Origin of the sequence: Pseudophaeobacter sp. (genome assembly GCF_048267565.1) — a bacterium.
In the GTDB taxonomy this organism is placed as follows: domain Bacteria; phylum Pseudomonadota; class Alphaproteobacteria; order Rhodobacterales; family Rhodobacteraceae; genus Pseudophaeobacter; species Pseudophaeobacter profundi.
In genome coordinates this window covers 1,023,281-1,049,904 of record NZ_JBLWXG010000001.1, presented here as the reverse complement: position 1 = coordinate 1,049,904, position 26,624 = coordinate 1,023,281, and the positions used below count along the sequence as shown (strand labels likewise).

At 61.1% G+C, this 26,624-nt stretch carries 20 protein-coding genes; 8 read left to right on the top strand and 12 right to left on the bottom strand.

Features of this window, described 5'->3' with window-relative positions; genetic code table 11:
* The first annotated feature begins 126 nt into the window (after positions 1 to 126).
* The gene (locus ACN0VH_RS04925) at positions 127 to 1,809 is read left to right on the top strand and encodes a chloride channel protein (protein ID WP_417699727.1); all 1,683 of its coding nucleotides are present in this window, start codon (positions 127 to 129) and stop codon (positions 1,807 to 1,809) included.
* Positions 1,810 to 2,051: 242 nt separating this feature from the next.
* A complete protein-coding gene (locus tag ACN0VH_RS04920; RefSeq protein ID WP_278921026.1) occupies positions 2,052 to 2,240 on the top strand; it encodes a hypothetical protein in 189 nt (62 codons plus the stop codon).
* Between the two features lie 335 nt (positions 2,241 to 2,575).
* Here ACN0VH_RS04920 and ACN0VH_RS04915 read toward each other — a convergent pair whose 3' ends face one another.
* The 5 genes from ACN0VH_RS04915 to ACN0VH_RS04895 all read right to left on the bottom strand — a co-directional run bounded on the left by ACN0VH_RS04915 (position 2,576) and on the right by ACN0VH_RS04895 (position 8,844).
* Entirely contained in the window at positions 2,576 to 2,917 is a 342-nt protein-coding gene (locus tag ACN0VH_RS04915; protein WP_278921025.1) for a DUF427 domain-containing protein, read from the bottom strand.
* Positions 2,918 to 2,980: 63 nt separating this feature from the next.
* A complete protein-coding gene (locus ACN0VH_RS04910) occupies positions 2,981 to 4,771 on the bottom strand; it encodes an aminopeptidase P family protein (protein ID WP_417699724.1) in 1,791 nt (596 codons plus the stop codon).
* Between the two features lie 159 nt (positions 4,772 to 4,930).
* The gene (cobT, locus tag ACN0VH_RS04905) at positions 4,931 to 6,808 is read right to left on the bottom strand and encodes a cobaltochelatase subunit CobT (RefSeq protein WP_417699722.1); all 1,878 of its coding nucleotides are present in this window, start codon (positions 6,806 to 6,808) and stop codon (positions 4,931 to 4,933) included.
* A 168-nt stretch (positions 6,809 to 6,976) separates the two neighbouring features.
* Positions 6,977 to 7,963: a cobaltochelatase subunit CobS gene (gene cobS, locus ACN0VH_RS04900; RefSeq protein WP_278921022.1), complete on the bottom strand. Its 987-nt coding sequence runs from the start codon at positions 7,961 to 7,963 to the stop codon at positions 6,977 to 6,979.
* Between the two features lie 257 nt (positions 7,964 to 8,220).
* Positions 8,221 to 8,844 (bottom strand): DnaJ domain-containing protein, encoded by a 624-nt coding sequence (locus ACN0VH_RS04895; RefSeq protein ID WP_278921021.1) that lies wholly within the window; start codon positions 8,842 to 8,844, stop codon positions 8,221 to 8,223.
* 106 nt (positions 8,845 to 8,950) lie between these two features.
* Between ACN0VH_RS04895 and ACN0VH_RS04890 the strand changes: the two genes are divergently transcribed.
* Entirely contained in the window at positions 8,951 to 9,208 is a 258-nt protein-coding gene (locus tag ACN0VH_RS04890) for a BolA family protein (RefSeq protein WP_232400443.1), read from the top strand.
* A gap of 101 nt (positions 9,209 to 9,309) precedes the next feature.
* Here the strand turns inward: ACN0VH_RS04890 and ACN0VH_RS04885 are convergent, their stop codons facing one another.
* Positions 9,310 to 9,807 carry a DUF4177 domain-containing protein gene (locus ACN0VH_RS04885; protein WP_417699720.1) on the bottom strand — a complete coding sequence of 166 codons (498 nt, stop codon included), beginning with the start codon at positions 9,805 to 9,807 and terminating at the stop codon, positions 9,310 to 9,312.
* Positions 9,808 to 10,007: 200 nt separating this feature from the next.
* Complete coding sequence (gatB, locus tag ACN0VH_RS04880) at positions 10,008 to 11,519, bottom strand: Asp-tRNA(Asn)/Glu-tRNA(Gln) amidotransferase subunit GatB (RefSeq protein WP_417699718.1); 1,512 nt, start codon at positions 11,517 to 11,519, stop codon at positions 10,008 to 10,010.
* A 218-nt stretch (positions 11,520 to 11,737) separates the two neighbouring features.
* On the opposite strand from gatB, the gene ACN0VH_RS04875 reads away from it, so the two are divergent.
* Entirely contained in the window at positions 11,738 to 14,125 is a 2,388-nt protein-coding gene (locus ACN0VH_RS04875) for a Tex family protein (protein WP_417699717.1), read from the top strand.
* Between the two features lie 216 nt (positions 14,126 to 14,341).
* Here ACN0VH_RS04875 and ACN0VH_RS04870 read toward each other — a convergent pair whose 3' ends face one another.
* From ACN0VH_RS04870 to pepN, 3 genes are all read right to left on the bottom strand, one after another.
* Positions 14,342 to 15,874, bottom strand: a complete 1,533-nt coding sequence (locus tag ACN0VH_RS04870; RefSeq protein ID WP_417699716.1) for a hypothetical protein — start codon at positions 15,872 to 15,874, stop codon at positions 14,342 to 14,344.
* 201 nt (positions 15,875 to 16,075) lie between these two features.
* Positions 16,076 to 16,462, bottom strand: coding sequence for a hypothetical protein (locus ACN0VH_RS04865; RefSeq protein WP_417699715.1), 387 nt, complete (start codon positions 16,460 to 16,462; stop codon positions 16,076 to 16,078).
* A 97-nt stretch (positions 16,463 to 16,559) separates the two neighbouring features.
* Positions 16,560 to 19,133, bottom strand: coding sequence for an aminopeptidase N (pepN, locus tag ACN0VH_RS04860; protein ID WP_417699713.1), 2,574 nt, complete (start codon positions 19,131 to 19,133; stop codon positions 16,560 to 16,562).
* Positions 19,134 to 19,420: 287 nt separating this feature from the next.
* Between pepN and ACN0VH_RS04855 the strand changes: the two genes are divergently transcribed.
* The 3 genes from ACN0VH_RS04855 (at position 19,421) to ACN0VH_RS04845 (ending at position 23,092) form a co-directional block, all read left to right on the top strand.
* Positions 19,421 to 21,556 carry a malate synthase G gene (locus ACN0VH_RS04855; protein ID WP_278921014.1) on the top strand — a complete coding sequence of 712 codons (2,136 nt, stop codon included), beginning with the start codon at positions 19,421 to 19,423 and terminating at the stop codon, positions 21,554 to 21,556.
* A gap of 92 nt (positions 21,557 to 21,648) precedes the next feature.
* Positions 21,649 to 22,074 carry a GlcG/HbpS family heme-binding protein gene (locus ACN0VH_RS04850; RefSeq protein ID WP_417699712.1) on the top strand — a complete coding sequence of 142 codons (426 nt, stop codon included), beginning with the start codon at positions 21,649 to 21,651 and terminating at the stop codon, positions 22,072 to 22,074.
* A 235-nt stretch (positions 22,075 to 22,309) separates the two neighbouring features.
* Positions 22,310 to 23,092 carry a gamma-glutamyl-gamma-aminobutyrate hydrolase family protein gene (locus ACN0VH_RS04845; RefSeq protein ID WP_278921012.1) on the top strand — a complete coding sequence of 261 codons (783 nt, stop codon included), beginning with the start codon at positions 22,310 to 22,312 and terminating at the stop codon, positions 23,090 to 23,092.
* Between the two features lie 81 nt (positions 23,093 to 23,173).
* Here ACN0VH_RS04845 and ACN0VH_RS04840 read toward each other — a convergent pair whose 3' ends face one another.
* A complete protein-coding gene (locus tag ACN0VH_RS04840; protein WP_417699711.1) occupies positions 23,174 to 25,411 on the bottom strand; it encodes a xanthine dehydrogenase family protein molybdopterin-binding subunit in 2,238 nt (745 codons plus the stop codon).
* A gap of 4 nt (positions 25,412 to 25,415) precedes the next feature.
* Positions 25,416 to 25,880, bottom strand: a complete 465-nt coding sequence (locus ACN0VH_RS04835; protein ID WP_417699709.1) for a (2Fe-2S)-binding protein — start codon at positions 25,878 to 25,880, stop codon at positions 25,416 to 25,418.
* 104 nt (positions 25,881 to 25,984) lie between these two features.
* Here ACN0VH_RS04835 and ACN0VH_RS04830 point away from each other — a divergent pair, with 104 nt between their 5' ends.
* Positions 25,985 to 26,578, top strand: coding sequence for a TetR/AcrR family transcriptional regulator (locus ACN0VH_RS04830; RefSeq protein ID WP_278921009.1), 594 nt, complete (start codon positions 25,985 to 25,987; stop codon positions 26,576 to 26,578).
* Positions 26,579 to 26,624 lie beyond the last annotated feature (46 nt).

Here is a 26,624-nt window from a genome sequence, read left to right as displayed (position 1 = left end):
ACCGGGGTGTTCTGGCGCGGCGGGGCCAGAAAAACCTAGGCTATGGTGAAATCCCAATTAAATATTTACGATATCAGAGATATTTTTTGATCTAGCCCGCGCACATACCAGCCCCTACAGGACCCCATGCCCCAGCAGCCAGGCCTTTCTGTCACATCTGTTCTTGCCCAGGGCCGGTCTGCGGCGCGCGATCTGTGGCGGGTTCTGCTGCACCGTGGCCCCAGCCAGTTTCAGTTCTGGGTGATTGCGCTGCTGATCGGCATCGGCGCGGGCTTTGCGGCGCTGCTGTTTCGCAAGGGAATTTCCGCCCTGCAGGCCTGGGTTTATGGCGCGGATGACGTGAAATACCTGCATAGTTTTGCCGCCGATCTTCCCTGGTACTGGCTGGTTTTGATAGCCGGTATCGGTGGACTGGTGGTGGGGCTGCTGCTGGATCGCTTTACCCCCGATGGTCGGGTGCGATCCGTCGCAGATGTGATCGAAGGCGCTGCCCTGAACGAGGGACGCCTTGAAGCGCGCTCTGGCCTGGCATCGGCATTGGCGTCGTTTCTGACGCTGTCAACGGGCGGTTCCACTGGGCGTGAAGGGCCGGTGGTTCATCTGGCCGGGGTCATGTCGAGCTGGGTCAGTGACAAGATCCGCGCCGATGGCATCACCGGGCGTGATCTGCTGGGCTGCGCGGTGGCGGCGGCGGTCTCTGCCAGTTTCAACGCGCCAATTGCAGGGGCGCTCTTTGCGCTAGAGGTGGTGCTGCGTCATTTTGCCGTGCACGCCTTTGCACCGATTGTGATCGCCTCGGTTGCGGGCACCGTGATCAACCGCCTTGCCTATGGCGATGTCGCGGAATTTTCGATGACGACGCCGGGGGCCTTACAATTCTATGTGGAATTACCGGCCTTTCTGATGCTGGGGGTGATTTGTGGGTTGGTTGCCGTTGTGCTGATGCGGGCGATCTTTTTTGCCGATCATGTCGGCGATGTGGTGCAGCAGCGGCTGCGCATCCCGCGCTGGCTGCGTCCGGCAATTGCTGGGTTGATGCTGGGCTGCATTGCCATCTGGTATCCGCATATCATCGGCGTCGGCTATGAAACCACTGAACTGGCGTTGACAGGCGGGCTGGTGCTGTCACAGGCGCTGATCTTTGTGGTGGCCAAAACAGTCGCCGTGGCGATCACCATGGGCGGCCGGATGGGGGGCGGCGTGTTTTCACCGTCTTTGATGATTGGGGCTATCACCGGCCTTGCCTTCGGGCTGGTGGCGACTTCCTTCCTGCCGGATGTGTCTGGCACCCATACGCTTTATGCTTTTGCCGGCATGGGGGCGGTGGCCGCAGCCGTGTTGGGGGCACCGATTTCCACCACCCTGATCGTGTTTGAACTGACTGGGGATTGGCAAATTGGTCTGGCGGTGATGGTGGCTGTGTCGATTTCCACCGCTCTGGCCTCGCGGCTGGTTGATCGTTCCTTCTTTCTGACCCAGCTGGAGAGACGCAATGTGCATTGTGCGGCGGGGCCGCAGGCCTATCTGTTGACGATGCTGAGAGTCGGCACGATGATGCGCCCGCTAGAGGATCCGCGCGCCCCCAGCCTGGAGGCCTGCGAGGCGCTGTGCGAACAGGACCTTTGCTTGCGGGTTGATGCCACGCTAGAGGCGGCGCTACCGCTCTTTGATCGCTCTGATCTGCCGTTTCTGCCGGTCATAGGCCTGGATGACGGCGGCAAAACCATACTGGGGGCAATCTACCATGTGGATGCTCTGAAATCTTATAATCGCGCTTTGATTGCGGTTGCAGCCGAAGAACATAGCTAGCAGAGCCGCAAGCTGTGCATGGCGTCGTAGAATCAGTTTCTGAGCGTGCCGAACAGCCCAAAAAACGAGCTGACACGGCGGGGAGTCAGTGGGAAAGAGGCGCAATCTGTTGCAAATCCCCATCATTTTTACGCTATCTGCTTCACAAATAGGTTAATTTTTACTTTCTATTGATTAACCGCTTCAACTAACGGAATTTGGCAGAACGGTAATAAAAGTTAGAAAAGTGCGGAAGGAAGAATATGCGTACTTTAGAAAACGGCCCAGAAGAGGCCGCGCAAGACCGTGTTGTAGGCGAGCGGGAAAAAGAAAAGGCTTCTTTGGAAGCACTGATTGAATATACGATTCAATGCGCGCTAGAGACCAATGTCTTTAGCTCTGATGATCGGCTGGAAGATATGCGGCGCAATCTGTGCCGCGCAGTTCTTTAACAGGTTTTCCGCGCGTCGATGTGTACAGGCTGTGCACAGGGCTGCCGGGTTTAACGAGTGAACCATATCGAGATATTTGGCCAGGGTTCTGTCGGATGCAGCTTGCACCCGGACGAGGAGCTATTTGCCTGCTTGCGGCTGTCAGGTGTTAGCCTGAGCTTGTGCCGCTCGTTTTCTGACGGCAACTGGCACTGTATTGGGGCTGGGCTTAATAGGTGTGGCATCAACTGCTGTGGCGATGATCACCCAGCTGTCCTGCCAGCAGACGAACGTGCGGGTGTTGGCCGCAGGGCGGCAACGGGACTGCCAGACCTCGCCCGGCAGCCATCGCGGCCTCAGATCTGTTCTACTTTGACAGAGTCGCCGGTATGAAAGGCAAGATAGCCCTTGATCTCCGACAGCGCCTCATTCGGAGATTCATAGCTCCAGACCACATTTTCCGTGATCGAGGATTTGTTTACGATCGAATAATAGGTCGCATCGCCCTTTAGTGGGCAATGGGTGGTCTTGTTGCTGGGATCAAGAAAGGCAATGGCGATGTCTTCGCGGGGGAAGTATATTGCTGGGGCATGGCCCTCTTCGTCCAGTTCCAGCGCACGGGTGCTTTCGCCAAGCACCGCACCACCAGAACGAACAACCCAGGTGCCTCCTGCTTTGCGAATACGGATTGTGCTCATAGTCTTCCCCCTGATTGCGTCTCTAGGCATATCCATATGCCTTAAATATGTAACAAGCTGATATCAGATTGGCCGGGTGACGTCATCCAGCCAAGCGCGTGCATCTTCACTAACGTAGGGGCGCAGTTTCTCTGCGGTTTCACGGTGGTAGGCGTTGATCCAGTCGCGTTCTGCCGCAGTCAGCATATCGAGGCAGATCAACTGTCGGTCGATGGGCGCATAGGTCAGCCCGCGCCAGCTCAGCATCTCGCGTTCCGGGTCAGCGCTGTCCAGCGCCGGGGCCGGTTCGACCACCAGCAGGTTTTCGATGCGAATACCAAAGGCCCCTTCGCGGTAATAGCCCGGTTCATTCGACAGAATCATCCCCACTTCCAGCGGCACGGTAGAAACCCGGCTCAGGCGTTGCGGGCCTTCATGCACACTGAGATAGGCGCCAACACCGTGGCCCAGCCCATGATTGAAATCCTGCCCGGCCTGCCAGAGCGGCATCCGGCCGATGGCTTCGATATCGCGGCCTGCCAGCCCCTTTGGCCAACGCAGGCGCGAGATGGCGATCATTCCTTGCAGTACTCGTGTAAAGGCGGCGCTTTCGACGTCACCGGGCGTGCCAATGGCGATGGTGCGGGTGATATCGGTGGTGCCGTCCAGATATTGTCCGCCACTGTCGAGCACCAGCAGATGGCCCTCTTCCAGGCGGCTGTTGGTCTCTTCGGTGACCCGGTAGTGCATCACTGCGCCGTTTTCACCGGTGCCGGAAATGGTTTCAAAACTGATATCGCGCAGGGCGGGGTCACGGCGGCGCAGCTCTTCCAGGTGTTTGGCCACCTCGATCTCGGTCACCGTGCCACTGGGTTGGGCATCCAGCCAGGCGAGCAATTCCACCACGGCGGCGCCATCGCGCAGATGGGCGGCGGCAGAGCCGGCGATTTCAGCGGCGTTCTTGCGGGCCTTGGGCAGGGCGCAGGGATCGCCCGCATCTACCAGATGATCCCCAAGCGCATCGGCGACGATCTGCGGCAGGCTGGTGGCATCGACACTGACCTTGCCGCCAAGCGCCTGCACCGCGCCAAGGAAATCGCTGGGCGGATGGCAGGCGACACTGGCGGGTAGGTGATCGGTGATTTGATGCAGCTTTTCAGGCGCCATGAACAGATCAACCCGCGCATCATCATGCAGGATGGCAAAGCCATGTGCCACCGGGTTGCGGGGAATGTCGCCACCGCGAATATTCAGCAGCCACATGATGCTGTCGGGCAGGGTGATCACGGCGGCGCTGTGACCGGCGGTGCGCAGATCCGCTGCCAGCCGGGCGCATTTGTCAGCCGCAGCTTCGCCAGCATAGCTCAGCGCGTGGGGCAGGGCAGGCTGCAGCGGCGGCGCGGGCTGGTCCTGCCAGATCCGGTCAACAAGATTGTCGCATTGCACCAGCTCGATCCCGGATCCTGTCAGGTCTTGCACCAGGCGAGAGATCTGGTCGCTGGCGTGTAGCCAGGCATCATAGCCGACCTTGCCGCCCTGTGGCAGTTGCTCTTTCAACCAGCTGGCAAGGGATACCTCGGGCCAGGGCACCGGGGTGAAATCGGCAGCGACCTGACGCTTGACCTGGGTACGGTAGCGACCGTCAATGAAAACGCCGGCTATGGTATCAAGCACGGCGCAGAACCCGGCTGACCCGGTGAACCCCGTCAGCCAGCTGAGCCGTTCGTCACGCGGGGCGACATATTCGCCTTGATGGGCATCGGCGCGGGGCACAAGAAAACCGTTCAATCCATCGCGGGACAGCTCTGCGCGCAGGGCTTGCAGGCGGGGAGGCCCCTGTTCGGGGCGCGCAGTGACGTCAAAATTCTGAAACATGGCAGTCTCCTCGATGGTTTTATCTGGTCTCGGGCTAAGCGGGCGTTGGTAAGGACGCCGGGGGCCCTGCCAAATGCGGCAGGCCCGGTAGTGGGGGCACGCCAACAGCAAGCACGGCCGACAGGGCTGGCCGCTGTTGGCGCGGATGTTGTGCAGGGGCTAGCCGACGTTGCGTATGCCCATGACCCGCGCGCGGGCGCGGGGGTCGCTGTCAAACAGGGCAGCCAGCTGTTCGGTCATGGCGCCGGCCAACTGTTCAACATCGGTAATCGTGACGGCGCGGTCGTAATAGCGGGTCACATCATGGCCAATGCCAATTGCCAGCAGTTCTACCTGTTTGCGCTTTTCCACCATGGCGATCACATCGCGCAGATGCTTTTCGAGATAGTTGGCCGGGTTCACCGAGAGGGTGCTGTCATCAACGGGCGCGCCATCAGAAATCACCATCAGGATCTTGCGGGCCTCTTGGCGGCCCAGCATCCGGCGGTGGGCCCATTCCAGCGCCTCGCCGTCAATGTTTTCCTTCAGCAGGCCTTCTTTCATCATCAGCCCCAGATTGGGGCGCACCCGGCGCCAGGGACTGTCGGCGGATTTATAGATGATATGGCGCAGGTCATTCAGGCGCCCCGGCATCTGCGGCCGCCCGTCATTGAGCCAGGCCTCGCGGGCCAGCCCGCCTTTCCAGGCGCGGGTGGTAAAGCCGAGGATTTCAACCTTGACGTTGCAGCGCTCTAGCGTGCGGGCCAGAACATCGGCGCAGATCGCGGCGATGGAAATGGGCCGCCCCCGCATCGAACCAGAGTTGTCCAGCAGCAATGTCACCACGGTATCGCGGAATTCGGTGTCTTTTTCGCGCTTGAAGGATAGGGGTGTTGTCGGGTTGGCAATCACCCGCGCCAGACGGCCGGCATCCAGAATGCCTTCTTCCAGGTCAAATTCCCAGGACCGGTTTTGCTGGGCCTGCAGGCGGCGCTGCAATTTATTGGCCAGACGCGACACGGCACCTTTCAGCGGTTCCAGTTGCTGGTCGAGATAGGCGCGCAGGCGCTCCAGTTCGGCAGGTTCCGCCAGATCTTCGGCGGCGATTTCTTCGTCATTGGCGTCAAGAAATACCTTGTAATCCGGGTCGGCCTCGGATGCTGCGGGCGGCGGAGGTGGGTCCAGCGGCGCTTCACCGTCTGGCATTTCGGTTTCTTCCGTCAGCTCTTCCTCGGCCATCTCATCCATAGAGACCTGGGCCTGGCTTTCGTCCTGCTGTTGCTCCTGGGCCTGTTCGGCATCGGCTTCGGATTGCTCGTCGTCGGAATCATCTTCGCCGTTGCTATCGGGGTCGGGCTGTTCTTCGGCGTCGTCCTCGGCCTCGTCATCCTGGTTGTCGTCCAGTTCATCCGGGTCATCGCCCAGCTGGTCGCCATAGCCGAGGTCAGCAATGATCTTGCGGGCGAATTTGGCAAATTCGGACTGATCGGCGATCTTGTCGTCAAGGTTTTCGAGTGTTTCCCCGGCCTGAGCTTCAATAAAGCCGCGCCACAGCTCCATCACATTATCGGCGCCCTCGGGCAGGGGGCGACCAGTGGCCAGATGGCGCACGAGATAGCCAGCCGAAGCCGCCAGTGGCGCCTCGGATGAGCTCTTCATCTGGTCATAGCCACGCCGGATGGCCTCGTTGCGGATTTTTACGTCGATATTGCTGGCGGTGCCGGGCATGTGCCGCGCGCCCATGGCCTCGCAACGGGCGGTTTCCATGGCCTCGTACAGATCACGCGCCATTTCCCCCTGGGGGGTGTATTTGGCATGGGTGGCATCGTCGTGGAACTTGCGGCGCAGGGCCAGCGCATCGGCGGTGCCACGGGCCAGCAGCACCTCCTCGCGGGTCATGCGGCGGCTGACCTGCGGCAGGCGCATATTGTCACCGGACACACCCGAGGGGTCGACGGTGTAGGAAACGCTCAGCTCCGGGTCATCGGCCATGACCTTGGTGGCCTCGGCCAGGGCCTTTTTGAACGGATCAGCAGGATTGTCGTTTTGTTTTCTCATGGTCGCACCTTGTCCCTGATGAGCATCCCCCCTCTTCTTGGGAAAGTCCAGTCGAGCGGCAGCGAAAAGGGCGGCGCCAGACCCGGCGGGGAGGAAGCGAAGCGCCCGACCCGTGGGGGAGACGGGACGGGCGCTGCCCGGCCTTGCGACCGGGCGGCACGTCACAAATCAGCCCAGCGAAACGCTGGCGGCGCTTTCGGGCAGCTCTTCGTCAAAGCAGCGCTGGTAGAACTCGGCGACGGTCTGGCGTTCCAGCTCGTCACATTTGTTCAGGAACGACAGGCGGAAGGCATAGCCCACATCGCGGAAGATTTCGGCGTTTTGCGCCCAGTTGATCACGGTCCGCGGCGACATCACCGTCGACAGATCGCCATTCATGAATGCGGTCCGCGTCAGATCCGCCACGGTGACCATCTGGCTGATGCTCTTGCGGCCGACTTCGGTGTTGTAATGGGGCGCCTTGGACAGCACGATCGCTGTTTCGGCATCATGGCTGAGGTAGTTCAGCGTCGAGACCAGCGACCAGCGGTCCATCTGGGCCTGGTTGATCTGCTGGGTGCCGTGGTACAGCCCGGTGGTATCGCCCAGGCCGACCGTGTTTGCGGTGGCGAACAGGCGGAAGAACGGGTTCGGGGTGATGATCTCGTTTTGGTCCAGCAGCGTCAGCTTGCCGTCATGTTCCAGTACCCGCTGGATTACAAACATCACGTCGGCGCGGCCTGCATCATATTCATCAAACACAATTGCAACCGGGTTGCGTAGCGCCCAGGGCAGGATGCCTTCGTGGAATTCGGTGACCTGCTTGCCGTCGCGCAGTTTGATCGCGTCCTTGCCGATCAGGTCGATCCGGGAAATGTGGCTGTCAAGATTGACGCGCACCGAGGGCCAGTTGAGCCGAGCGGCGACCTGTTCGATATGGGTCGATTTGCCTGTGCCGTGGTAGCCTTGGATCATCACACGGCGATTGTGCGAGAAGCCCGCCAGAATGGCCATGGTGGTGTCGGGATCAAATTTGTAGGTGTTGTCGATGGCCGGAACACGGTCTGATCGATCGGCAAAGCCCTTGATAGTCATGTCGGTGTCGATGCCAAAGACATCGCGGACCGAAATAGTATCGGTCGGTTTTGTATTCATATCCAGCATGCCATCGGTCATCGTCGTCGATCCTTGTTCCTCTCCCGCGGCTGCGGGGCCAATCCGGGGGATTGGTGCCTGATCTTGCGATGAAGGGCAAGGGGCAGAGTAGGTGGCAGCCAAATAACGTGGTGTTGCGGTGAAACTGGCCTTATCGCTGCTGAAATATATGTACCAGAACTGGCCTGGTCGCGGGATCGGTTGTGCGGTGGGCGCGCAACAAAAAAGGGCAGCCCGTGCTGCCCTTTTGCCCATGGATTTAACGCAGGCGCTGCGGCCTATTTGAAGCTGCGGCTGTCCTTGATCTGTTCCCAGGCCCAGCGAACCTCTTGCAGCTGTTCTTCCTGGCTGCGGTCGCCGCCGTTCATGTCGGGGTGCAGCACCTTGATCAGCTTTTTGTAGGCCTTGCGAATGTCCGCCTTGGACCAGTCATCCTTGGCCTCCAGCACTTCGATGGCGCGGCGTTCGGTTGCGGGCAGGCGGCGCCCTGTTGCGGCGGAACGGCCCGGATTCTGCGTGGCGTTCCCGCCCAGTACCTGATGTGGGTCTTCAATGCCCAGCCGGGCCCAGGCGCGGGCCTCGGGGTCGCCCATAGGTTTGGTCTGGCGTTCCCAGACCTTGTCCTTGGATTGCTGGGCGTTCAGTTCTGCCTCGGTTGTACCCTGGAAAAAGTTCCAGTGGTTGTTGTATTCGCGGACATGGTCCTGGCAGAACCAGAAGAAATCATCCAGAACATCGGGGGCCTTGGGGGCGCGAAACTTGCCGGCCTCCTCGCAACCCTCTTTGTCGCAGACCCGTACTGAGGTCTCTGAGGCGCCAGACATGCTGCGGCGGCCACGCGGATTTTTCTTTTTGGCAGAGCTGACGGACATATCGAAACCGAAGGGATCTGATTTGCTCATGTGGGGCACTTTCTAGACGCAGCTGTTCGACTCGGAGGCAGCAGTTTAGTCTAAGGGGCGTCAGATTGAAGGGGGGCAGAGAAATAAATATGAGGATGAGCAGAATATGAGCATAAATACGGAAATGGAACAGCGGCTGCGGGCTGCCTTTAACCCCACCGCCCTAGAGGTGGTGGATGACAGCAACAGCCATATCGGTCACGCTGGCCATGATGGCAGCGGCGAGAGCCACTTTAACGTGATGATCCGCGCCGCAGCCTTTGCCGGGCAAAGCCGGGTGCAGCGGCACCGGATGGTGCACAAGGCGCTGGGGGACATCGTGCCGCGCATTCACGCGCTGGCGCTGGACATCGGCAGCGACTGACCAATGAAAAGCGCATAGCGGGTGCCCCCGATCACGCAGGAGGGGGCGCCCGCTAATTGCTGCCTGCTATTTTCTGCATTGCGTGTGGCCTTTGGCGGCGGTCAGGTTTCGTCCGTTGTGCGGCGTTCTGCGCGGGCTTTCAGCGCCGCTGTCATGCCGGAAACCGGGCTGAGTTCTTCAACGCCATCATCGGCCTGCATCTTGGCCGCGCCCAGGCCTGGGACGGGGGTGGCATCCGCTGGCGCTTCGGGGTCGCCAGCCGTGGCAGTCAGGACGGGGGCTGTGGTTGCGGCTGTGTCTGTCGCGGAAACAGGGGGGGCAACCGCAGGCGCGGCCACCTGCGGCGCGGCCTGTGTTGTTGCCGGGGCAAGTGCGCGACGAAACACCAGGACATTGCGCCAGTTCGTGGTCGAGCCGGTCAGGCCCGAGCGTTCTTCCGAGGGCAGCAGTTCCGCGCGCTGATATTCCCAGCCTTCGGCGGCCATCTCGTTGAGGGTTATCTCAACCGAATTGGCAAAGCGGCTTTCAGGGGTCTTGACGCCCTTGGCCTTGGTGCCCTTGTGCGGGGCGGGAACAACTTTGTACTCGAAAGCTTGCATGCTGGTCTCCTGACTTGGAGCGCAGGTTTACCCGATGCAGGCGGAGCGTCAAGCGCAGGGACGCGCCGTTTCAGTTTGCCGCCTGTTTGCCGCCTGTTTATCCTGGCTTTGCTCCGGCGGGGGCGTCACTGTGGTCACCAATAGAAAAGGCGGCCCTGCATATATGCAGGACCGCCTTTTCTATTATGTTTTAGGTGCGTTTAGCTACCAAGTTTCTGGGCAACCAGCTGGTTTACAGCCTTGGGGTTGGCCTTGCCGCCGGTGGCCTTCATTACCTGCCCCACAAACCAGCCTGCCAGTTTGGGGTTTTGCTTGGCTTTTTCCACCTGGGCGGGGTTGTCGGCGATGATCTGGTCCAGCGCGGCCTCGATGGCACCAGTGTCTGTCACCTGCTTCATGCCGCGCTCTTCGACGATCTGGGCCGGGTCGCCTCCCTCGGTGTAGACGATTTCGAACAGATCTTTGGCGATCTTGCCGGAAATGGTCTCTGCCGTGATCAGTTCGACGATGCCACCCAGCTGTTCCGGTGTGACCGGGCTATTGGCGATATCCGCCTCGTCTGCCTTCAGGCGGCCAAACAATTCGTTGATCACCCAGTTGGCTGCCAGCTTGCCGTTGCGCCCTTCGGCCACGGCTTCGAAATAGGCGGCAGAGGCCACATCGGCAGTCAGCACCGAGGCGTCATAGTCCGACAGGCCAAAATCGGCGATGAAACGGGCCTTCTTGGCGTCGGGCAATTCAGGCAGGGTGGCGGCGATTTCATCCACCCAGGCCTGTTCGATTTCCAGCGGCAGCAGGTCGGGATCGGGAAAGTAGCGATAGTCATGCGCTTCTTCCTTGGACCGCATGGAACGTGTTTCGCCCTTGTCCGGGTCATAAAGACGGGTTTCCTGATCGACCTCTCCACCGGCTTCGACAATGGCGATCTGGCGGCGTGCTTCGACTTCGATAGCCTGCTGGATAAAGCGCATGGAGTTCATGTTCTTGATCTCGCAGCGGGTGCCCAGATGAGAGAAGTCCTTGCTTGCCTGGTATTTTTCATACTGGCCGGGCAGGCAGATAGAGACGTTGACATCGGCACGCAGGTTGCCGTTTTGCATATTGCCGTCGCAGGTGCCGAGGTACTTCAGGATCTGACGGATCTTGGCAATATAGGCGGCGGCCTCTTCCGGGCCACGGATGTCGGGGCGGCTGACGATCTCCATCAGGCAGACGCCGGTCCGGTTGAGATCGACAAAGGACATGTTGGGATCCATGTCGTGGATCGACTTGCCCGCGTCTTGTTCCATATGGATACGTTCGATGCCCACGGTGCGCGCGGTGCCATCGCCCATTTCCACCAGCACTTCGCCTTCGCCAACGATGGGGTGGTACAGCTGCGAAATCTGATAGCCCTGCGGCAGATCCGGGTAGAAATAGTTCTTGCGGTCAAAGGCCGACCAGAGGTTGATTTCCGCTTTCAGCCCCAGCCCCGTACGCACAGCCTGTTCAACGCAGTATTCGTTGATTACCGGCAACATGCCGGGCATCGCCGCATCCACGAAAGAGACGTTGGAGTTTGGCTCGGCGCCGAATTTGGTCGAGGCGCCGGAAAACAGCTTGGCGTTGGAGCTGACCTGGGCATGCACTTCCATACCGATGACCAGTTCCCAGTCATGTTTGGCGCCCGAAATCACCTTGGGCTTGGGGAGTTCATATGTCAGGTCGAGCATCTTGCATCGGCTCCTTTGATCGCGTTTAGCAGGCGTTCTAGGCCAGCGGGCCATGCGGGGCAAGAGGCAGCAGAGATTCTGCCGCGCCAATGGGGAATTGGGCGGCGAAATCCTGCAATTGATCTGTACTCCGGCGCAGCCGAGTGCACGCGAACCCTTGGCGCGACGGCGCGGCAGAGCTATGAAGATCGCCCGAGCAGAACGAAGAGGACGCATTCTTGGAAACCGCAGCCCGCATTGCCCAGACGATTGCCCGTGAAATCGGTGCCGCCCCGAACCAGGTGAACAGCGCCGTGACATTGTTGGATGAGGGCGCGACAGTCCCCTTTGTGGCGCGCTACCGCAAAGAGGTGACAGGCGGGCTGGACGACAGCCAGCTGCGCACCCTGGCAGAACGGCTGTCATATCTGCGAGAGCTGGAGGCACGGCGCGCGGCGATCCTCGACTCGATCAAATCGCAGGACAAGCTGAGCGATGATCTGGCCACATCCATCGCCAGGGCCGAGACCAAGGCGCAGCTGGAAGATATCTATCTGCCCTATAAGCCCAAGCGTCGCACAAAGGCGATGATTGCGCGTGAAAACGGGCTTGAACCACTGGTCGAGGCGATCCTGGGGGATCACGGCGCCGACCCGGAGGCGCTGGCGGCAGGCTATATCACCGAGGCGGTGCCCGGCACCAAAGAGGCGTTGAACGGGGCGCGTGACATTCTGACAGAACGGATGACGGAAAACGCGCATCTCTTGGGGCGACTGCGCCAGTTTCTGCAGGCCGAGGCCAGGCTGACCGCGCGTGTGGTCGATGGCAAAGAGCAGGACGGAGCCAAGTTTTCCGACTATTTCGACCATAATGAACGCTGGGCCGATGTGCCCTCACACCGGGCGCTGGCGATGCTGCGCGGCGCCAATGAAGGCGTGCTGACGCTGGATATTGGCCCCGAACCCGAAGAGGGGGTGGCGCGGGCCGAAGCCATGGTGGCGGCAGAGCTGGCCGCCAGCGGTACTGGGCCGGGGGACAAATGGCTGCGCAAGGTGGCTGGCTGGACCTGGCGGGTGAAGCTGAGCCTGTCGATGATGCTGGAACTGATGTCGGATCTGCGCGCCCGGGCGCAGGAGGATGCAATCCAGGTGTTTGCCCGCAACCTGCGCGATCTGTTGTTTGCCGCGCCAGCCGGTGCGCGACCGACGCTCGGGCTGGATCCGGGCATTCGCACCGGCGTCAAGGCGGCGGTGGTCGATGCAACCGGGAAAGTGCTTGCTACTGAAACGATATATCCTTTTCAGCCAAAGAATGATCTGCGCGGGGCGCAGGTCGCAGTGCTGAAACTTATTGCGGAACATGGGGTTGAGCTGATCGCCATTGGCAACGGCACCGCCAGCCGCGAAACCGAACGGATGGTGGCCGAGGTGATTAAACATCTGCCCGCCAAGGTGAAGGCACCCACCAAGGTGGTGGTGTCCGAGGCTGGTGCTTCGGTCTATTCGGCCTCCGAACTGGCTGCGCGCGAATTTCCCGATCTGGACGTCTCCCTGCGCGGTGCGGTGTCGATTGCGCGTCGCCTGCAGGATCCGCTGGCGGAACTGGTCAAAATCGAACCCAAGAGCATTGGCGTCGGACAGTACCAGCACGACGTCGACCAGCATCGCCTGTCGAAATCGCTGGAGGCGGTGATCGAGGATGTGGTGAACGCCGTGGGGGTTGATCTCAACATGGCGTCGGCACCTCTCTTGGCGCATGTCTCTGGTCTGGGGCCTGGCTTGGCCGAGGCCATCGTGGCGCATCGCGATATGAACGGTGCCTTTGCCACCCGCAAAGAATTGTTGAAGGTCGCGCGCCTTGGCCCCAAGGCCTTTGAACAATGTGCCGGTTTCTTGCGTATTCGCGACGGGCAAGAGCCGCTTGATGCTTCCTCTGTGCACCCCGAGGCCTATAGTGTGGCCCGCCGGGTGGTTGCAGCCTGTGGGCGTGATATTCGCCAGATCATGGGCGACAGCAGCGCGTTGAAAACGCTGCGGGCAGAACAGTTTGTCGATGCGAGTTTTGGTCTGCCCACGGTGCGCGATATCTTCAGCGAGTTGGAAAAGCCGGGGCGTGACCCGCGCCCATCCTTTGTCACGGCGACCTTTGCCGAAGGGGTCGAGACGATGAAGGATCTGAAGCCTGGGATGGTGCTGGAGGGCACGGTCACGAATGTGGCGGCCTTTGGGGCCTTTGTGGATGTCGGGGTTCATCAGGATGGGCTGGTGCATGTCAGTCAGCTTGCCGATAAATTTGTCAAAGATCCGCATGAGGTGGTGAAAACCGGCCAGGTGGTAAAGGTCACCGTGACCGAAGTCGATGTGACGCGCAAACGGATTGCCCTGACCATGCGCAAGGATGGCGGTGCTTCGGCCCGCGAAGAGCGCAATGCCCGCAGTGCCGAGGATGGGGCCAAGCGCGGGGTTCAGGGGCGTGGTGCCAAAGGCAGCGGTGGCAAGGGCGGCGGATACCGAGGCGGCGGCAAAGGCGGCAATATGTCTGCGGGTCCAAAGGGGGGCGGCGCGTCGCAGGGGGGGCAGACTGGGGCCCTGGGGGCTGCCTTGATGGATGCGTTCAAGAAGACCTGATCCATCGCGATGGCGGCGCGGCTCGGGTATGCCAAAACGGGTCCGGACCGGGTCCGAAGAATGCCCCCGCGACAGCGCGGCCAGCGTAGACAGAGCAAACCGCGCAGCCAGAGCAAGGGCCGGGAGTTTCCCGGCCGGTATGCCTGTTTCATCCGATCCTGCCCGACGGGCCGGTTTGGGAGGGCCGGTCTTTGGTGTGGCGTGTTTGCGCGGTTTTCAGGTCAGTAGGTCAATACCATCCGGGGTAAAGGCGATCTTGTGCCCGCATTCCAGTTCGTCGCGAAACACCTCGGCAATGCAGTGCAAGGCCCTGGCCTGGCCCTGGGTGGCAAAGCGGCGCAGAGAGGCGACATGGGCGTTGTTGTCAAAGCCTGCGCAGGCATGGGCCCAGATCAGTGGGTGCAGCTCATGCAGATGAGAGCGGATCAGCCAGCGCGCCGCCTTGGCAATCTGCGCCCGGTTCTTTTTGGCGTTTTGATCTGATTTCCGGCCTGCATCCTGCGATAAGGTGATGGCGCAATAGGCCGAAAGCAGGTTTACCATTTCCTGGCTGGAATCCACATTCAGGATGTCCTGCATCCCCTCCAGGAAAAACTTTGTATCGACGCGGGCGCAGGCCCGATCGTCAATCGCCATGGCATCAAAATAGACCCAGGTATAGCCGCCTGCGCCCCAGATGCCTTGGGTGCGCGCAGCGGTGCGCCGGGCTTCCAGTTCCAGTGCTGCATAGGATCCGTTGGCGCGTGGCAGCATCTGTGCCCCAAGCGCGCGCATCGGGCGGGGGTTGTTCGGGTCCTGGTCGATCAGTACCGCATAGGCATCCGCGACCTGCAGCGTTGCGGCGCTCTGGCCGGCAAAAAGCGCGCAATGGGCGGCCGATAAGAAGGCGCTGTTCTGGATTTGCGCCTGCAGCGGGGCCAGCAGGGCGGCAGCGCGCTCAAAATGGGCCGTGGCCCGGCGCAGGTGGGCCTCTGAGCTGAGGCCGGAAAGGGGCGTCGCTGCCGTGGTGCTGTCCGCGGCCAGGGCGGCAGCGGAACCGGTGTCGCGGCGCGGGCCGTCGTCGGCCTGGGATGCGGCTGACGTGATGGTGCTGCGCCAGACCCAGGCAATGTCGATATGGGCCAGGGCAACAATCGCGGTCAGATAGGCGTCATGGCGATGTTCACGCCGCAGGGCTTCCAGCGCCATGACCCCCTCTATGAGGATGCGATCTTCGCCATTGGGGCCAGTCTTGTCGCTGGGTTCCTGCAGGGCGTGATCAACTGCGTTGACCACATCGGCGCGGGCGCCATAGGCAAGAAGATCGGCCTCGGGCAGCCCACCTTCGGTGCGGCGGTGCTGTTGATCTGCGCTGCGGATCATCTTGGACAAATCGGCCCAGCGGTCCTGCCGGGCCAGGAACTGGCCCTTGTCCTGTAGTGCAAGGCGGCTGCGGGTGGCGGGGCTGTCGGTGCAAACCGGGATCAAGAGCACCTTGGCAAAGGCGGCCAGATCGGATTCGGCGGCTTGCACATCTGCCGCAGGCGTGCCGAGGCTATCGGCCTTCAGGGCGGTTGTCTGGTCGTCAGTGTCGCAGGACTGGGCGCATGCGCGTTGCAGGATCTTCTGCTGCTCTGCCTCGCTCTGATGCGGGGGGAGTGTGGCTGTACGGGGGGGCAGCTTAGTTGTCAGGCGGGAGGAGATCCAAGCGGGGAATTCGCGTTGCAGTCTGGACAGGCGCGTCCACATGGGGTCGTGAGGTTTGAACATGCAACATCCTGCAGGTTGGCGACTGATCTGTAGGAGGGCAAACTGCCGGTGTAATGCGGCGCAATCGTGGCAGGGATGGGGAGATTGCTGCCACGAATTGGGGAAATGCTGCGGCAGTCTCTGGACGATCTGGGACAGTGGCTTGCGGGCAGGCGCGACGGGCTGGGCGCGCGCAGGGCTGCCTGCCCGCAAGCGGCAGATCTAGAGACTGCTGAAAAGGTGGCGCTGGCAGGCTATGCCATGGGCCGCAAGGCTGGTTTTCAGGGCCTGAACAGGGGGTAGCGCCGGTTGCGGCAGGCGCAGCTTGGCGCCGCTGTGCAGCACCAGGGTGGCGCGGTAGGATAGGTCCCAGCGCCGATCCAGCCGCAGCAGCGCGACTTCGGACAGGGCAACCCCAGCGGCCTTTTGCGCGACATGCCAGCGGATCTTGCCCGCGCCAACCGTCAACCCAGAGCTGGGATTGCGCCACAGATCCCAAAGCCCCGGCAGGCAGGGCAGGGCAAGACCGCTCAGAATCCAGGGTGAGACCTGCGCCGCAACACCCCCGATGCCCAGCAATGCCAGCCAGCCCGCAAGCGCCAGTGCCAACCCGAAGGAGCGCCCCTGCCGCCGAAAGTGAAGCGCGGGGGGAGGCAGGGGTAAGTTCTTGGCCTGCTGTCGCTGGCCAAGGACCGGGGCGCAGGGGTCAGGCATCCAGGATACGGCTGACCATTTCGTTGGTGTCGCGGCTCAGCCCGGCGGTGGTCTGAATGCGCTGCAACTGCGCCGCGATCAAGGCTTGGCGGTCGTTGTCATAGCGCTTCCAGCTCTGGAAGGCGGTACACATGCGGGCAGTGGTCTGCGGGTTCAGGCCATCCAGCGCGATCAGATTGTCGGCCAAAAGCTGGTAGCCTGCACCGTTGGCGTGGTGAAAGCCCGCGTGATTGCCCGCCAGCGCACCCATCACCGCCCGGAACCGGTTAGGGTTTTTCAGAGTGAACAGCGGATGCCGGGTCAACTGTGCTGCCGTACGCGCGGTTGCCTCTGGCACGGCCATGGCGATTTGCAGCGCAAACCATTTGTCCATCACCAGCCGGTCGTCCTGCCATTGGTCAAAAAAGGCCTGGGACTGCACCGTGCCTTTTTCCGCCTTCATCAGATTGGCCAGAGCGCTGTATTGCTGGGTCATATTGTCGGCCGTCTCATACTGGCGCGCCGCCTGTTCGCCGCCATCCAGCCGGGTCAGCAGGGTCAGGATGCGGGCATTCAAGGCCCGGTTGCCGGCACTGACCGCATCTGGGGTATAGGCCTCGGTCACGGTGGTGTCGGCATAGAGCCGGGGAAGGCTGTCGGCCAGTTGCTGCGCCAGGGTCTGAGCCAGGGTTTCGGCGGCGTCGTAGATCTTTTGCGGATCGGGGGTATGGCCGCGCTCATGCAGGGTTTGGGCGATGTCGGACTGGCTGGGCGGCTGCAGGATCAGGGCGCGAAAGGCGGGATCCAGCGTATCGTCGCGCAGCAGTTTGGTCAGCGCATCCAGATAGTCTGCATCAGGGGCTGCCCCCTCCAGGACCATGGCAACACGCGCCTCGCGGGCCAGTGCATTGCCTGCTTCCCAGCGGTTGAACGGATCGGTGTCATGGGCCAGCAGGAAGGCACGTTCGGCATTTGATGTCTCTCGCTCCAGGATCACCGGCGCTGAAAATTCGCGCAGAATGGACGGAACCGGTTTCGTGGCGAGCCCCTCGAAGGTGAAACTTTGCTTGGCTTCAGTCATTTCCAGAACCTGCGTCTGGCGTATCTCGTCGCCATTGGCACCCAGCAGGCCCACCGCAATGGGGATGACGCGCGGGTCTTTGTCCGGCTGGCCGGGCGTCGGCGCGGTGCTCTGTTCGAAGGTCAGCGTATAGGTGCCATTCGCAAAGCTCTCTGCCACTGTCAGGCGTGGGGTGCCGGCCTGGCTGTACCAGCGTTTGAACTGGCCCAAATCGCGGCCCGTGGCGTCTTCGAAAACCTTCAGCCAGTCTTCGATCGTGCAGGCCTGCCCGTCGTGGCGCTCAAAGTAGAGATCCACGGCTTTTGAATAGTCCGCATCCCCCACCAGGCGTTTCAGCATGCCGATCACCTCGGCGCCTTTTTCATAGACGGTGGCGGTGTAGAAGTTGTTGATTTCCTGAAACTCTTCGGGGCGCACCGGGTGTGACAGCGGGCCTTGGTCCTCGGGGAACTGGCGGGCGCGCAGGTCGATGACATCCGATATCCGCTTTACCGGGGCAGAGCGCATATCGGATGTGAACTGCGAGTCGCGAAACACTGTCAGCCCTTCCTTCAGGCAGAGCTGGAACCAGTCGCGGCAGGTGATGCGGTTGCCGGTCCAGTTGTGGAAATACTCATGCGCGATGATCGCTTCGATCCGTTCGAAATTGGCATCCGTAGAGGTTTCAGGCGAGGCCAGCACGCAGGAGGAGTTGAAAATGTTCAGCCCCTTGTTTTCCATCGCGCCCATGTTGAAATCGTCCACCGCCACAATGTTGAAGATATCGAGGTCATATTCGCGCCCATAGGCCTGTTCATCCCAGGTCATGGATTTCTTCAGCGCCTCCATGCCAAAGGCGCATTTGTCCTCGTCACCGTGGCGGACCCAGATGTTCAGCTCTACCTTGCGGCCGGATTTGGTGGTGAACGTGTCGGGGTGATTGACCAGATCACCGGCAACCAGTGCAAAAAGATAGGCCGGTTTGGGCCAGGGGTCCTGCCAGACGGCAAGGCCATCGGATTTGGAAATCGGGTTGCCGTTGGACAGCATCACCTCTTCATCGCCTTCGATCCGCACGGTGAAGATGGACATCACATCGGGGCGGTCGGGGTAATAGGTGATCTTGCGAAAGCCCTCGGCTTCGCATTGGGTGCAATACATGCCACCTGACATATACAGCCCTTCTAGTGCGGTATTGCCAGCCGGATCGATTTCGACCTCTGCCTCCCAGACAAAGCGCTGTTGCGGCACATCGCAGGTCAGACCTTCGGGGGTAACTGTCGGGGCAACATCAACACCGTCGATCCTGGCCGAAATCAGCTTGAGCATTTCACCATGCAGAAAGAACCGTGGGTCTGGCGTACCGGGTTTGGGGATAAAGCAAATCTTGCTGACAACCCGCGTGGCGCTGGGCGCCAGTTTGAAGGTCAGCTCAACGCTTTCGACCTCAAACCCAAAGGGGGTGTAATCCTTCAGGTAGAAGGTTTCGGCGGTCTGTTGCGGTGTCTGGGTCAAATCGGCCGTCATCGTGCTGTCCTCATCTGTCGGGACCAGGGGCAGCCAGGGCGGTGCCTGTGGTCATGGCGTGTTCCAGTGGTAGGCAATGGCGCAGAGCCGGGCAAGCAGATGTCAGGCCAAAACACTGTAAAACCCAACGGGATTTACCTGTCGGATTTGAAGTTGGCGGCGATTTGCAAGAATAACTTGAAACAGCCTCCCCTTAATTGGTAAAATAATATTACCGCATATGTTGCCGATAGGAAACTTTTCCTGTATCCGGGAAACCACAGTGACAACCCGTGAAGGAGGATTTGATGAACGACATGCGCAATATCGAGGGGATGCAGGTCGCATCCGAGCTGGCAGAGTTCATTGAAGGCCAAGCCTTGCCGGGGACCGGTGTTCAGGCAGCGGATTTCTGGGCCGGGCTGTCCGGTCTGGTCAATGGCATGGGGGATGAAAATCGCGCCCTACTGGCCAAACGTGAGGATCTTCAGGGGCAGATTGATGCCTGGCACATCGCGCATCTGGGGGCACCGCAGGATGCTGAAGCCTATACGGATTTTCTGCGCCAAATTGGCTATCTGCTGCCCGAAGGCGATGATTTCGAGATCGACACGTCAAATGTGGATGCCGAGATCGCCGCAACGCCGGGGCCACAGCTGGTTGTGCCGATCACCAATGCCCGTTTTGCGCTGAATGCCGCCAATGCGCGCTGGGGCTCGCTCTATGATGCGCTCTACGGCACGGATGCCATGGGCGATCTGCCTGGCGGCGGCGGCTATGATGCGGCACGCGGTGATCGGGTGATTGCCTGGGGTCGCAGCTTTCTGGATGAAACATTCCCGCTTGAGACCGGTTCCTGGAGCAACATCACCGGCTTGTCTGTTGTTGATGGCGCCTTGATGCCTGCCTTGAAGGCGGCCGACCAATTTGCCGGTCACGTCGGCGCGGCCGAGGCCCCGACGCGGGTGATTTTGAAGAACAACGGCTTACATGCGATTGTTGAAATTGATGCGGCTGGCAATATCGGCGCGACCGATCAGGCGGGGATCAACGACATCACGCTGGAATCCGCGCTGTCGACCATCATGGACTGCGAAGATTCCGTAGCCTGTGTGGATGCCGCAGACAAGGTTGTCGCCTATCGCAACTGGCTGGGCCTGATGAAGCGGGACCTGGCCGAAGAGGTCACCAAGGGCGGCAAGAGCTTTACCCGGGTGCTGAACAGCGATCTCGACTATACCACTGCCGGCGGGGAGGCTGCGAGCCTCAAGGGGCGGTCCCTGCTGCTGGTGCGTAATGTTGGCCACCTGATGACCAACCCGGCAGTTCTGGACAGCGAAGGCCGCGAAGCCGGCGAGGGATTCCTGGATGCGATGATCACCGTGATGATCGCCATGCATGACCTGCAGGCGGAAGGTGGCAATTCGGTGCAGGGATCTGTCTATGTGGTCAAACCAAAGATGCACGGCCCCGAAGAAGTGGCCTTTGCCTGCCGTATCTTTGATCACGTCGAGGCGGCGCTGGGCCTGCCGGCCAATACCGTCAAGATCGGCATCATGGATGAAGAGCGCCGCACCAGTGTGAACCTCAAGGAATGTATCCGCGCTGCCAAATCGCGGGTAGCCTTTATCAACACGGGGTTCCTGGATCGCACCGGCGATGAAATCCATACCTCGATGGAGGCAGGGCCGATGCTGCCCAAGGGCGAGATGAAGGGCACCGCCTGGATCGCATCCTATGAGGATCGCAACGTGGATATCGGTCTGGCCTGCGGCCTGAAGGGGCGGGCCCAGATCGGCAAGGGCATGTGGGCCATGCCTGATCTGATGGGCGAAATGCTGGCCACCAAGATCGGCCATCCCAAGGCGGGCGCGACCTGCGCCTGGGTGCCTTCGCCAACGGCCGCGACGCTGCATGCCACCCATTATCACCAGTTTGACGTGCTGGCGCACCAAGATGCGCTGCGCGCCGCTGGCCCGCGTGGCACGCTGGAAGATCTGCTGACTATTCCGGTGATGCAGGGGCAGAACCTGTCGAAGGACGAAATCAGCCATGAGGTTGAAAACAATGCGCAGGGCATTCTGGGCTATGTGGTGCGCTGGGTGGATCAGGGCGTTGGCTGCTCCAAGGTGCCCGACCTCAATGATGTTGGTCTGATGGAAGACCGCGCCACCTGCCGGATCTCATCTCAGGCGCTGGCGAACTGGCTGCATCATGAGGTGGTGGACGAGACGCGTGTGATGGCGGCGATGCAAAAAATGGCCGCTGTGGTGGATGCACAGAATGCAGGCGATGCCAGCTATACCCCGATGGCCCCCGGCTTTGACGGTATTGCCTTTCAGGCTGCCTGCGATCTGGTGTTCAAGGGGCGGGTGCAGCCTTCGGGCTATACAGAACCGGTGCTGCATGCCCGCCGCCTGGAGTTGAAGGCGGCGGCAGGCTAGGGCGGCCGATCTGACAGAGCAACAGGGGCAGGGCGTGATCCTGCCCCTGTTTTGACAAAGCCAGCAGGCCTGATCACAAGAGGGACAAGACAATGACAATTTCGCTGAAATCAGCCCAGACGATTATTGACGCCAGCCTGGCCAAGGGACGCGAGATGAATTTCAAACCGCTTTCCGTTGTGGTGCTGGATGCCGGTGGCCATGCACAGGCCTTTGCCCGCGAAGATGGGGCAGCGCCCGGGCGTTTTGCCATTGCTCATGGCAAGGCCTATGGCGCGGTTATGCTGGGCATGCCGGGCAGCGCCCAGATGGCGCGGGCCGAGGCGCAGCCCTATTTCATGGCAGCGGTGAACGGAGTCTACGGCGGCCAGGTCATTCCGGTGCCCGGCGGCGTTTTGCTCCGTGACGACAGCGGTGCGGTGATCGGCGCTGTTGGTGTAACCGGCGATACCTCTGACAATGATGTGGTTGCGGCCCTCGCCGGGATCGCGGCGGCTGGCCTGACCGGCGAAAGCTGATCCAGGCCGCGCAGAAAGAAAGAGACAGGGCGTTGCAGCATGCTGCGCCCTGTTTGCATGTCTGGGTCCCGTCTGGGTAAATTTCTGCGGGGGCAGGAATGCGCAAAAGTCGGCTGTCAGGTGCTGGTCGTGCATAATTGAACAACCGCCTGCGCGGGCGCCCGCGCTTTGCGCGCTTGCGGGATCTGGGGGGAGGCCGTAGTTTTATGCTGTTGCATCTTATCTCGGAGTCCCCATGGCGCGTCCCAAAGTCGGTATTATCGGCAATTCCTATCTGCTCAACGATCAGTATCCGGCCCATGCAGGCGGGACGATGAATTCCGAGGCGGTGGCCGAAGTGGCTGGCTGCATGCCGCTGTTGATTCCTTCTGACCCACGCTTTCTGTCAGTTGATGAACTGCTTGACAGTTTTGATGGCTTTTTGCTGACAGGGGGGCGCCCCAATGTGCATCCCAACGAATATGGCGAGGATGAAACGGCGGCGCATGGGGCCTTTGATCGGGCGCGTGATGCCATCGTGCTGCCGCTGGTGCGTGCCTGTGTGGAACGCGGCCAGCCCTTCCTGGGGATTTGTCGCGGCTTTCAAGAGGTGAATGTCGCCATGGGGGGCACGCTCTATCCTGAAATTCGCGATCTGCCGGGCCGGATGAACCATCGCATGCCGCCTGATGGCTCGCTAGAGGAAAAATTTGCCCTGCGCCATCCGGTCAAGATGACCCCAGGCGGGGTCTTCAACGAAATCTTTGGCGCTGCCGAAGTGATGACCAATAGCCTGCATGGTCAGGGGATCAAAACGCCGGGCGCGCGGATCGTGGTTGAAGGGCATGCCCCCGATGGCACCCCAGAAGCGATTTATGTGCAGGATGCGCCGGGTTTCGCCCTGGCGGTGCAGTGGCATCCCGAATGGGATGCGGCCAATGATCCGGTCTCACGACCGCTGTTTCAGGCCTTTGGTGATGCGGTGCGCAGCTGGCAGGCCGGCAGCCTGTTGCCCCCCCGGCATTCTGCCACCGGATAAGACCTGACACGGGCCAGTCTGGGAACTGGTGCCCCCAGCACCCACTGGCGGCCCGCAGCATGCCAGTGGGTGCTGAATGGTTCATACAAAGCTAAAACGCTTGTTCAGGGGCAATTCACGGGCACGGTCCCCGGTGAGATCAAAAATCGCATTGGCCAATGCAGGTGCCGCTGGCGGGGTGCCGGGTTCGCCCGCGCCGCCCATGTGTTTCTGGTTTTCCAGTACGGCGACCTCGACACGCGGCATGCTGGGCATGCGCAGTGCGTCGTAATCGGGGAAGTTTTCCTGTTCTACCATCCCGTCGGCAAAGGTGATTTCGCCAAAACAGGCCGCCGAGAGCCCATAGGCAAGACCGCCAAACAGCTGCGCCTCGATGTTGCGCGGATCAATGGCCAGGCCAAGATCCGCGGCAATCCAGGCCTTGGTGATGGCGATGTCGCCGTCTCGGTCGGCCACCTCTATCACCTGCGCCACCGGGGTACCAAAACTGTAGGCCAGGGCGACTCCGCGCCCGACGCCTGCCGGGGTTTCGCCGCTCCAGCTTGACATGTCGCGCACGCGCTCCAGCACCTGGGCGGCAGGTTCCCATTCGGCGCGGGCCAGCTCCAGGCGGAATTCCAGCGGGTCACGCCCCGCCCTATGGGCCATCTCGTCGATGATTGTGTCGGAAAAGAAGCCGTTGAACGAGGCCGCAACTGAGCGCCAGAAGCCAACCGGGATCATTGGTTTCGCAAGATAGCCCTCGATGCGGAAATTTGGAATTGCCAGGGGCTGGTTGAATGCGGCGTCCACATGGCCCTTGTCGGGGCCGGACATGGGCAGCCCCAGCATCCGGCCAGCACCTTCCTGAGTGGTGGATTGCGCGGCGATTTTACCATGCACCATCAGGGCCTTGCCATCCTTGACGGCGGCACGGTAGCGAGCAATGGCACCGGGGCGGAAATAGTCGTGGCGCATATCTTCTTCGCGTGACCACGTCAGCTGCACCGGGATGCCGCGCAGCTGCAGGGCGATCTGCACCGCCCGGTTGGTATAGTCCACTTCGATGCGCCGCCCAAAGCCGCCCCCCAGATAGGTGGTGTTGACGGTGATTGCCTCAGCCTCCAGCCCGCTAAGATCGGCGGCGGCTTTTTGCACCACGGTCGGGCCTTGGTTCGGGGCCCAGATTTCCAGACTGTCGCCAGTATAGAGAGCAGTGGCATTCATCGGCTCCATGGTGGCATGGGCCAGATAGGGCAGGCGGTACTCAACCTCCAACAGCTCCGCCCCCTCGGGTAGGTCATCGACATCGCCATCGTCGCGCAGGGTGGAATTGGGGCTGCCGTCAAAGGCAGCGGCAATCTCGGCAAAGATTGCCTCGGTGGTCTCGGGGTAGTTCGCAGGTGCCCAGTCGACCTCGATGGCATCCACAGCCTGTTGCGCCAGCCAGGTGTTGGTGCCAACCACCGCCACCGCATCGCCAAGATCGAGGATCTCTTCGACACCGGCCATGTTCTGTGCGGCCGAGGCATCAAAGCTGCGCATCGCTGCACCATAGTGCGGGTTTTGCCGGATGGCGGCGAATTTCATCCCCTCGATCCGGGTATCAAGGCCGAAGGTGGCGGTGCCGGTGATCTTTTCCACCATATCAATCCGGGCAACAGGTTTGCCGATGTATTTCCACTGTGCTGCAGGGCGCAGTTCTGCCTCTTGGGCTTCAACATCGGCGGCGGCCACTGCCAGTTCGCTATAGGCCAGCGTAACCCCGCCCGGGGCCAGCACAACCCCGTCTTTGGTTTCCAGCAGGGCGCGGGCGACGCCAAGCTGCTGTGCTGCTGCCTCTTTCAGAGTTTCCCGCGCACTGGCGCCTGCCAGGCGCATCCGGGTGAACCCGTCCTTCATCGACGACGACCCCCCCGTCACCTGCAGGTCAAGGAATTTGGAGAAATTGCCGACAATCTGGCCCAGAGAGTGCTTCAAATCACTGGCATCATAGCCGCGCCCCGGCAGGGCTTCGGCCATCATGGCGCTGTTGTAATAGGCCTTGGCGGCAGGGCCATGCAGCACGGTGACGGCAGCGGGGTCTACATCGAGCTCTTCGGCGATCAGTGCCGCCCAGGAAGTGCGCACCCCCTGGCCCATTTCTGCCCGTGGCGCGATCAGGGTCACCCCGGATTGATCTACAAAAACAAAGGGGTTCAGGATGGCTTTGCCCGCGCCCGGTTGCAGTGGGTTGGGGGCGGGCTGGTGGTATTTGAAGGTGCCAAAGGCAACTCCCCCGACAATCGCGGCAGAGCCGACAAGGAAACTGCGGCGGGCGATTTTTTTCAAGCTGGCCATGGGGTCAGGCCTCCTGCATCATTTTGGCGGCGGAATGGATGGCAGCGCGGATGCGCGGATAGGTGCCGCAGCGGCACAGATTGCCCTGCATCGCATCGTCAATGTCTTCGTCGCTGGGACTGGGGTTTTCCGCCAGCAGGCTGGCGGCCTGCATGATCTGGCCGGACTGGCAATAGCCACATTGCGCCACCTGATGCGCCACCCAGGCCTGCTGGATCTTGGCCAGGTTGTCTGGCGTTCCAAGCCCTTCGATGGTGGTCACGTCGCCCTCGACATCGCCCAGGCTCAGCTGGCAGGATCGCATCGCCTCACCATTCACCTGCACCGTGCAGGCGCCACAGGCGGCCACGCCGCAGCCAAATTTTGTGCCGGTCAGACCAACTTCATCGCGCAGCACCCAAAGCAGGGGGACATCATCGGGCAGATCCACCTCATGGGTCTTGCCATTGATACGAAGCGTTTTTGACATGGGACTGGCCTCTTGCTGGATCCGAGTGACACTTCTGACAAAATGCATACCTTTTGTCACTCTGTCAATTGACAAAAAGACCTGTAACTGTCAGAACCGCGCCTATGAGAGTTTCAACTGCTGATACCAAAACACAGGCCATACTCTTGGCAGCCTGGGCGGGGTTCTCTGCCTATGGGTTTCGCAAGACGTCGATGGATGACATAGCGCGCGGCGCCGGCATGTCACGTCCGGCGCTCTATCTGCGGTTCAAGAACAAAGAGGCGATTTTTCGCGCGCTGGTTGACAGTTACTATGCTGAGGCGCGGCGCGACATCCGTGCCGCCCTGGAGGGGGAAGGCAGCCTGCATCACCGGCTGGCCCGCGCCTTTGCAGCCCATGGTGGTGCCACGATGGAGGCCATGATGTCCTCGGCGCATGGGATGGAGCTGTTCGAGGCGGGCATGAACGTGGCGGGGGATATGATCGAAGAGGGCGAGGCGCAGTTGCAGGCACTGTATGCCGCCTGGCTGACCGATGAAGCCGGGCAGGGGCGTGCCGCTCTGACCTGCGACCCCGATGCGCTGGCGCGCCTGTTTTGTGCCTGCCTGAAAGGCATCAAACACACCTCCCAGAGCTATGAGGCCTATCGCGCTGGCGTACAAACCTATGCGGCACTTTGTGCCCAGGCGCTGATATCGCCTGACGCCCCGGTCTGATCCCGCGCTGCAGCGCCGCGCAAAGCGCGGCGCCGGGCCCAACGGG

Excerpts from the sequence above, each read along its gene's own strand:
- ACN0VH_RS04925 (WP_417699727.1), top strand. The coding sequence starts at position 127 with ATGCCCCAGCAGCCAGGCCTTTCTGTCACATCTGTTCTTGCCCAGGGC.
- ACN0VH_RS04920 (WP_278921026.1), top strand. The coding sequence starts at position 2,052 with ATGCGTACTTTAGAAAACGGCCCAGAAGAGGCCGCGCAAGACCGTGTT.
- ACN0VH_RS04915 (WP_278921025.1), bottom strand. The coding sequence starts at position 2,917 with ATGAGCACAATCCGTATTCGCAAAGCAGGAGGCACCTGGGTTGTTCGT.
- ACN0VH_RS04910 (WP_417699724.1), bottom strand. The coding sequence starts at position 4,771 with ATGTTTCAGAATTTTGACGTCACTGCGCGCCCCGAACAGGGGCCTCCC.
- cobT (WP_417699722.1), bottom strand. The coding sequence starts at position 6,808 with ATGAGAAAACAAAACGACAATCCTGCTGATCCGTTCAAAAAGGCCCTG.
- cobS (WP_278921022.1), bottom strand. The coding sequence starts at position 7,963 with ATGACCGATGGCATGCTGGATATGAATACAAAACCGACCGATACTATT.
- ACN0VH_RS04895 (WP_278921021.1), bottom strand. The coding sequence starts at position 8,844 with ATGAGCAAATCAGATCCCTTCGGTTTCGATATGTCCGTCAGCTCTGCC.
- ACN0VH_RS04890 (WP_232400443.1), top strand. The coding sequence starts at position 8,951 with ATGAGCATAAATACGGAAATGGAACAGCGGCTGCGGGCTGCCTTTAAC.
- ACN0VH_RS04885 (WP_417699720.1), bottom strand. The coding sequence starts at position 9,807 with ATGCAAGCTTTCGAGTACAAAGTTGTTCCCGCCCCGCACAAGGGCACC.
- gatB (WP_417699718.1), bottom strand. The coding sequence starts at position 11,519 with ATGCTCGACCTGACATATGAACTCCCCAAGCCCAAGGTGATTTCGGGC.
- ACN0VH_RS04870 (WP_417699716.1), bottom strand. The coding sequence starts at position 15,874 with ATGTTCAAACCTCACGACCCCATGTGGACGCGCCTGTCCAGACTGCAA.
- pepN (WP_417699713.1), bottom strand. The coding sequence starts at position 19,133 with ATGACGGCCGATTTGACCCAGACACCGCAACAGACCGCCGAAACCTTC.
- ACN0VH_RS04855 (WP_278921014.1), top strand. The coding sequence starts at position 19,421 with ATGAACGACATGCGCAATATCGAGGGGATGCAGGTCGCATCCGAGCTG.
- ACN0VH_RS04850 (WP_417699712.1), top strand. The coding sequence starts at position 21,649 with ATGACAATTTCGCTGAAATCAGCCCAGACGATTATTGACGCCAGCCTG.
- ACN0VH_RS04845 (WP_278921012.1), top strand. The coding sequence starts at position 22,310 with ATGGCGCGTCCCAAAGTCGGTATTATCGGCAATTCCTATCTGCTCAAC.
- ACN0VH_RS04840 (WP_417699711.1), bottom strand. The coding sequence starts at position 25,411 with ATGGCCAGCTTGAAAAAAATCGCCCGCCGCAGTTTCCTTGTCGGCTCT.
- ACN0VH_RS04835 (WP_417699709.1), bottom strand. The coding sequence starts at position 25,880 with ATGTCAAAAACGCTTCGTATCAATGGCAAGACCCATGAGGTGGATCTG.
- ACN0VH_RS04830 (WP_278921009.1), top strand. The coding sequence starts at position 25,985 with ATGAGAGTTTCAACTGCTGATACCAAAACACAGGCCATACTCTTGGCA.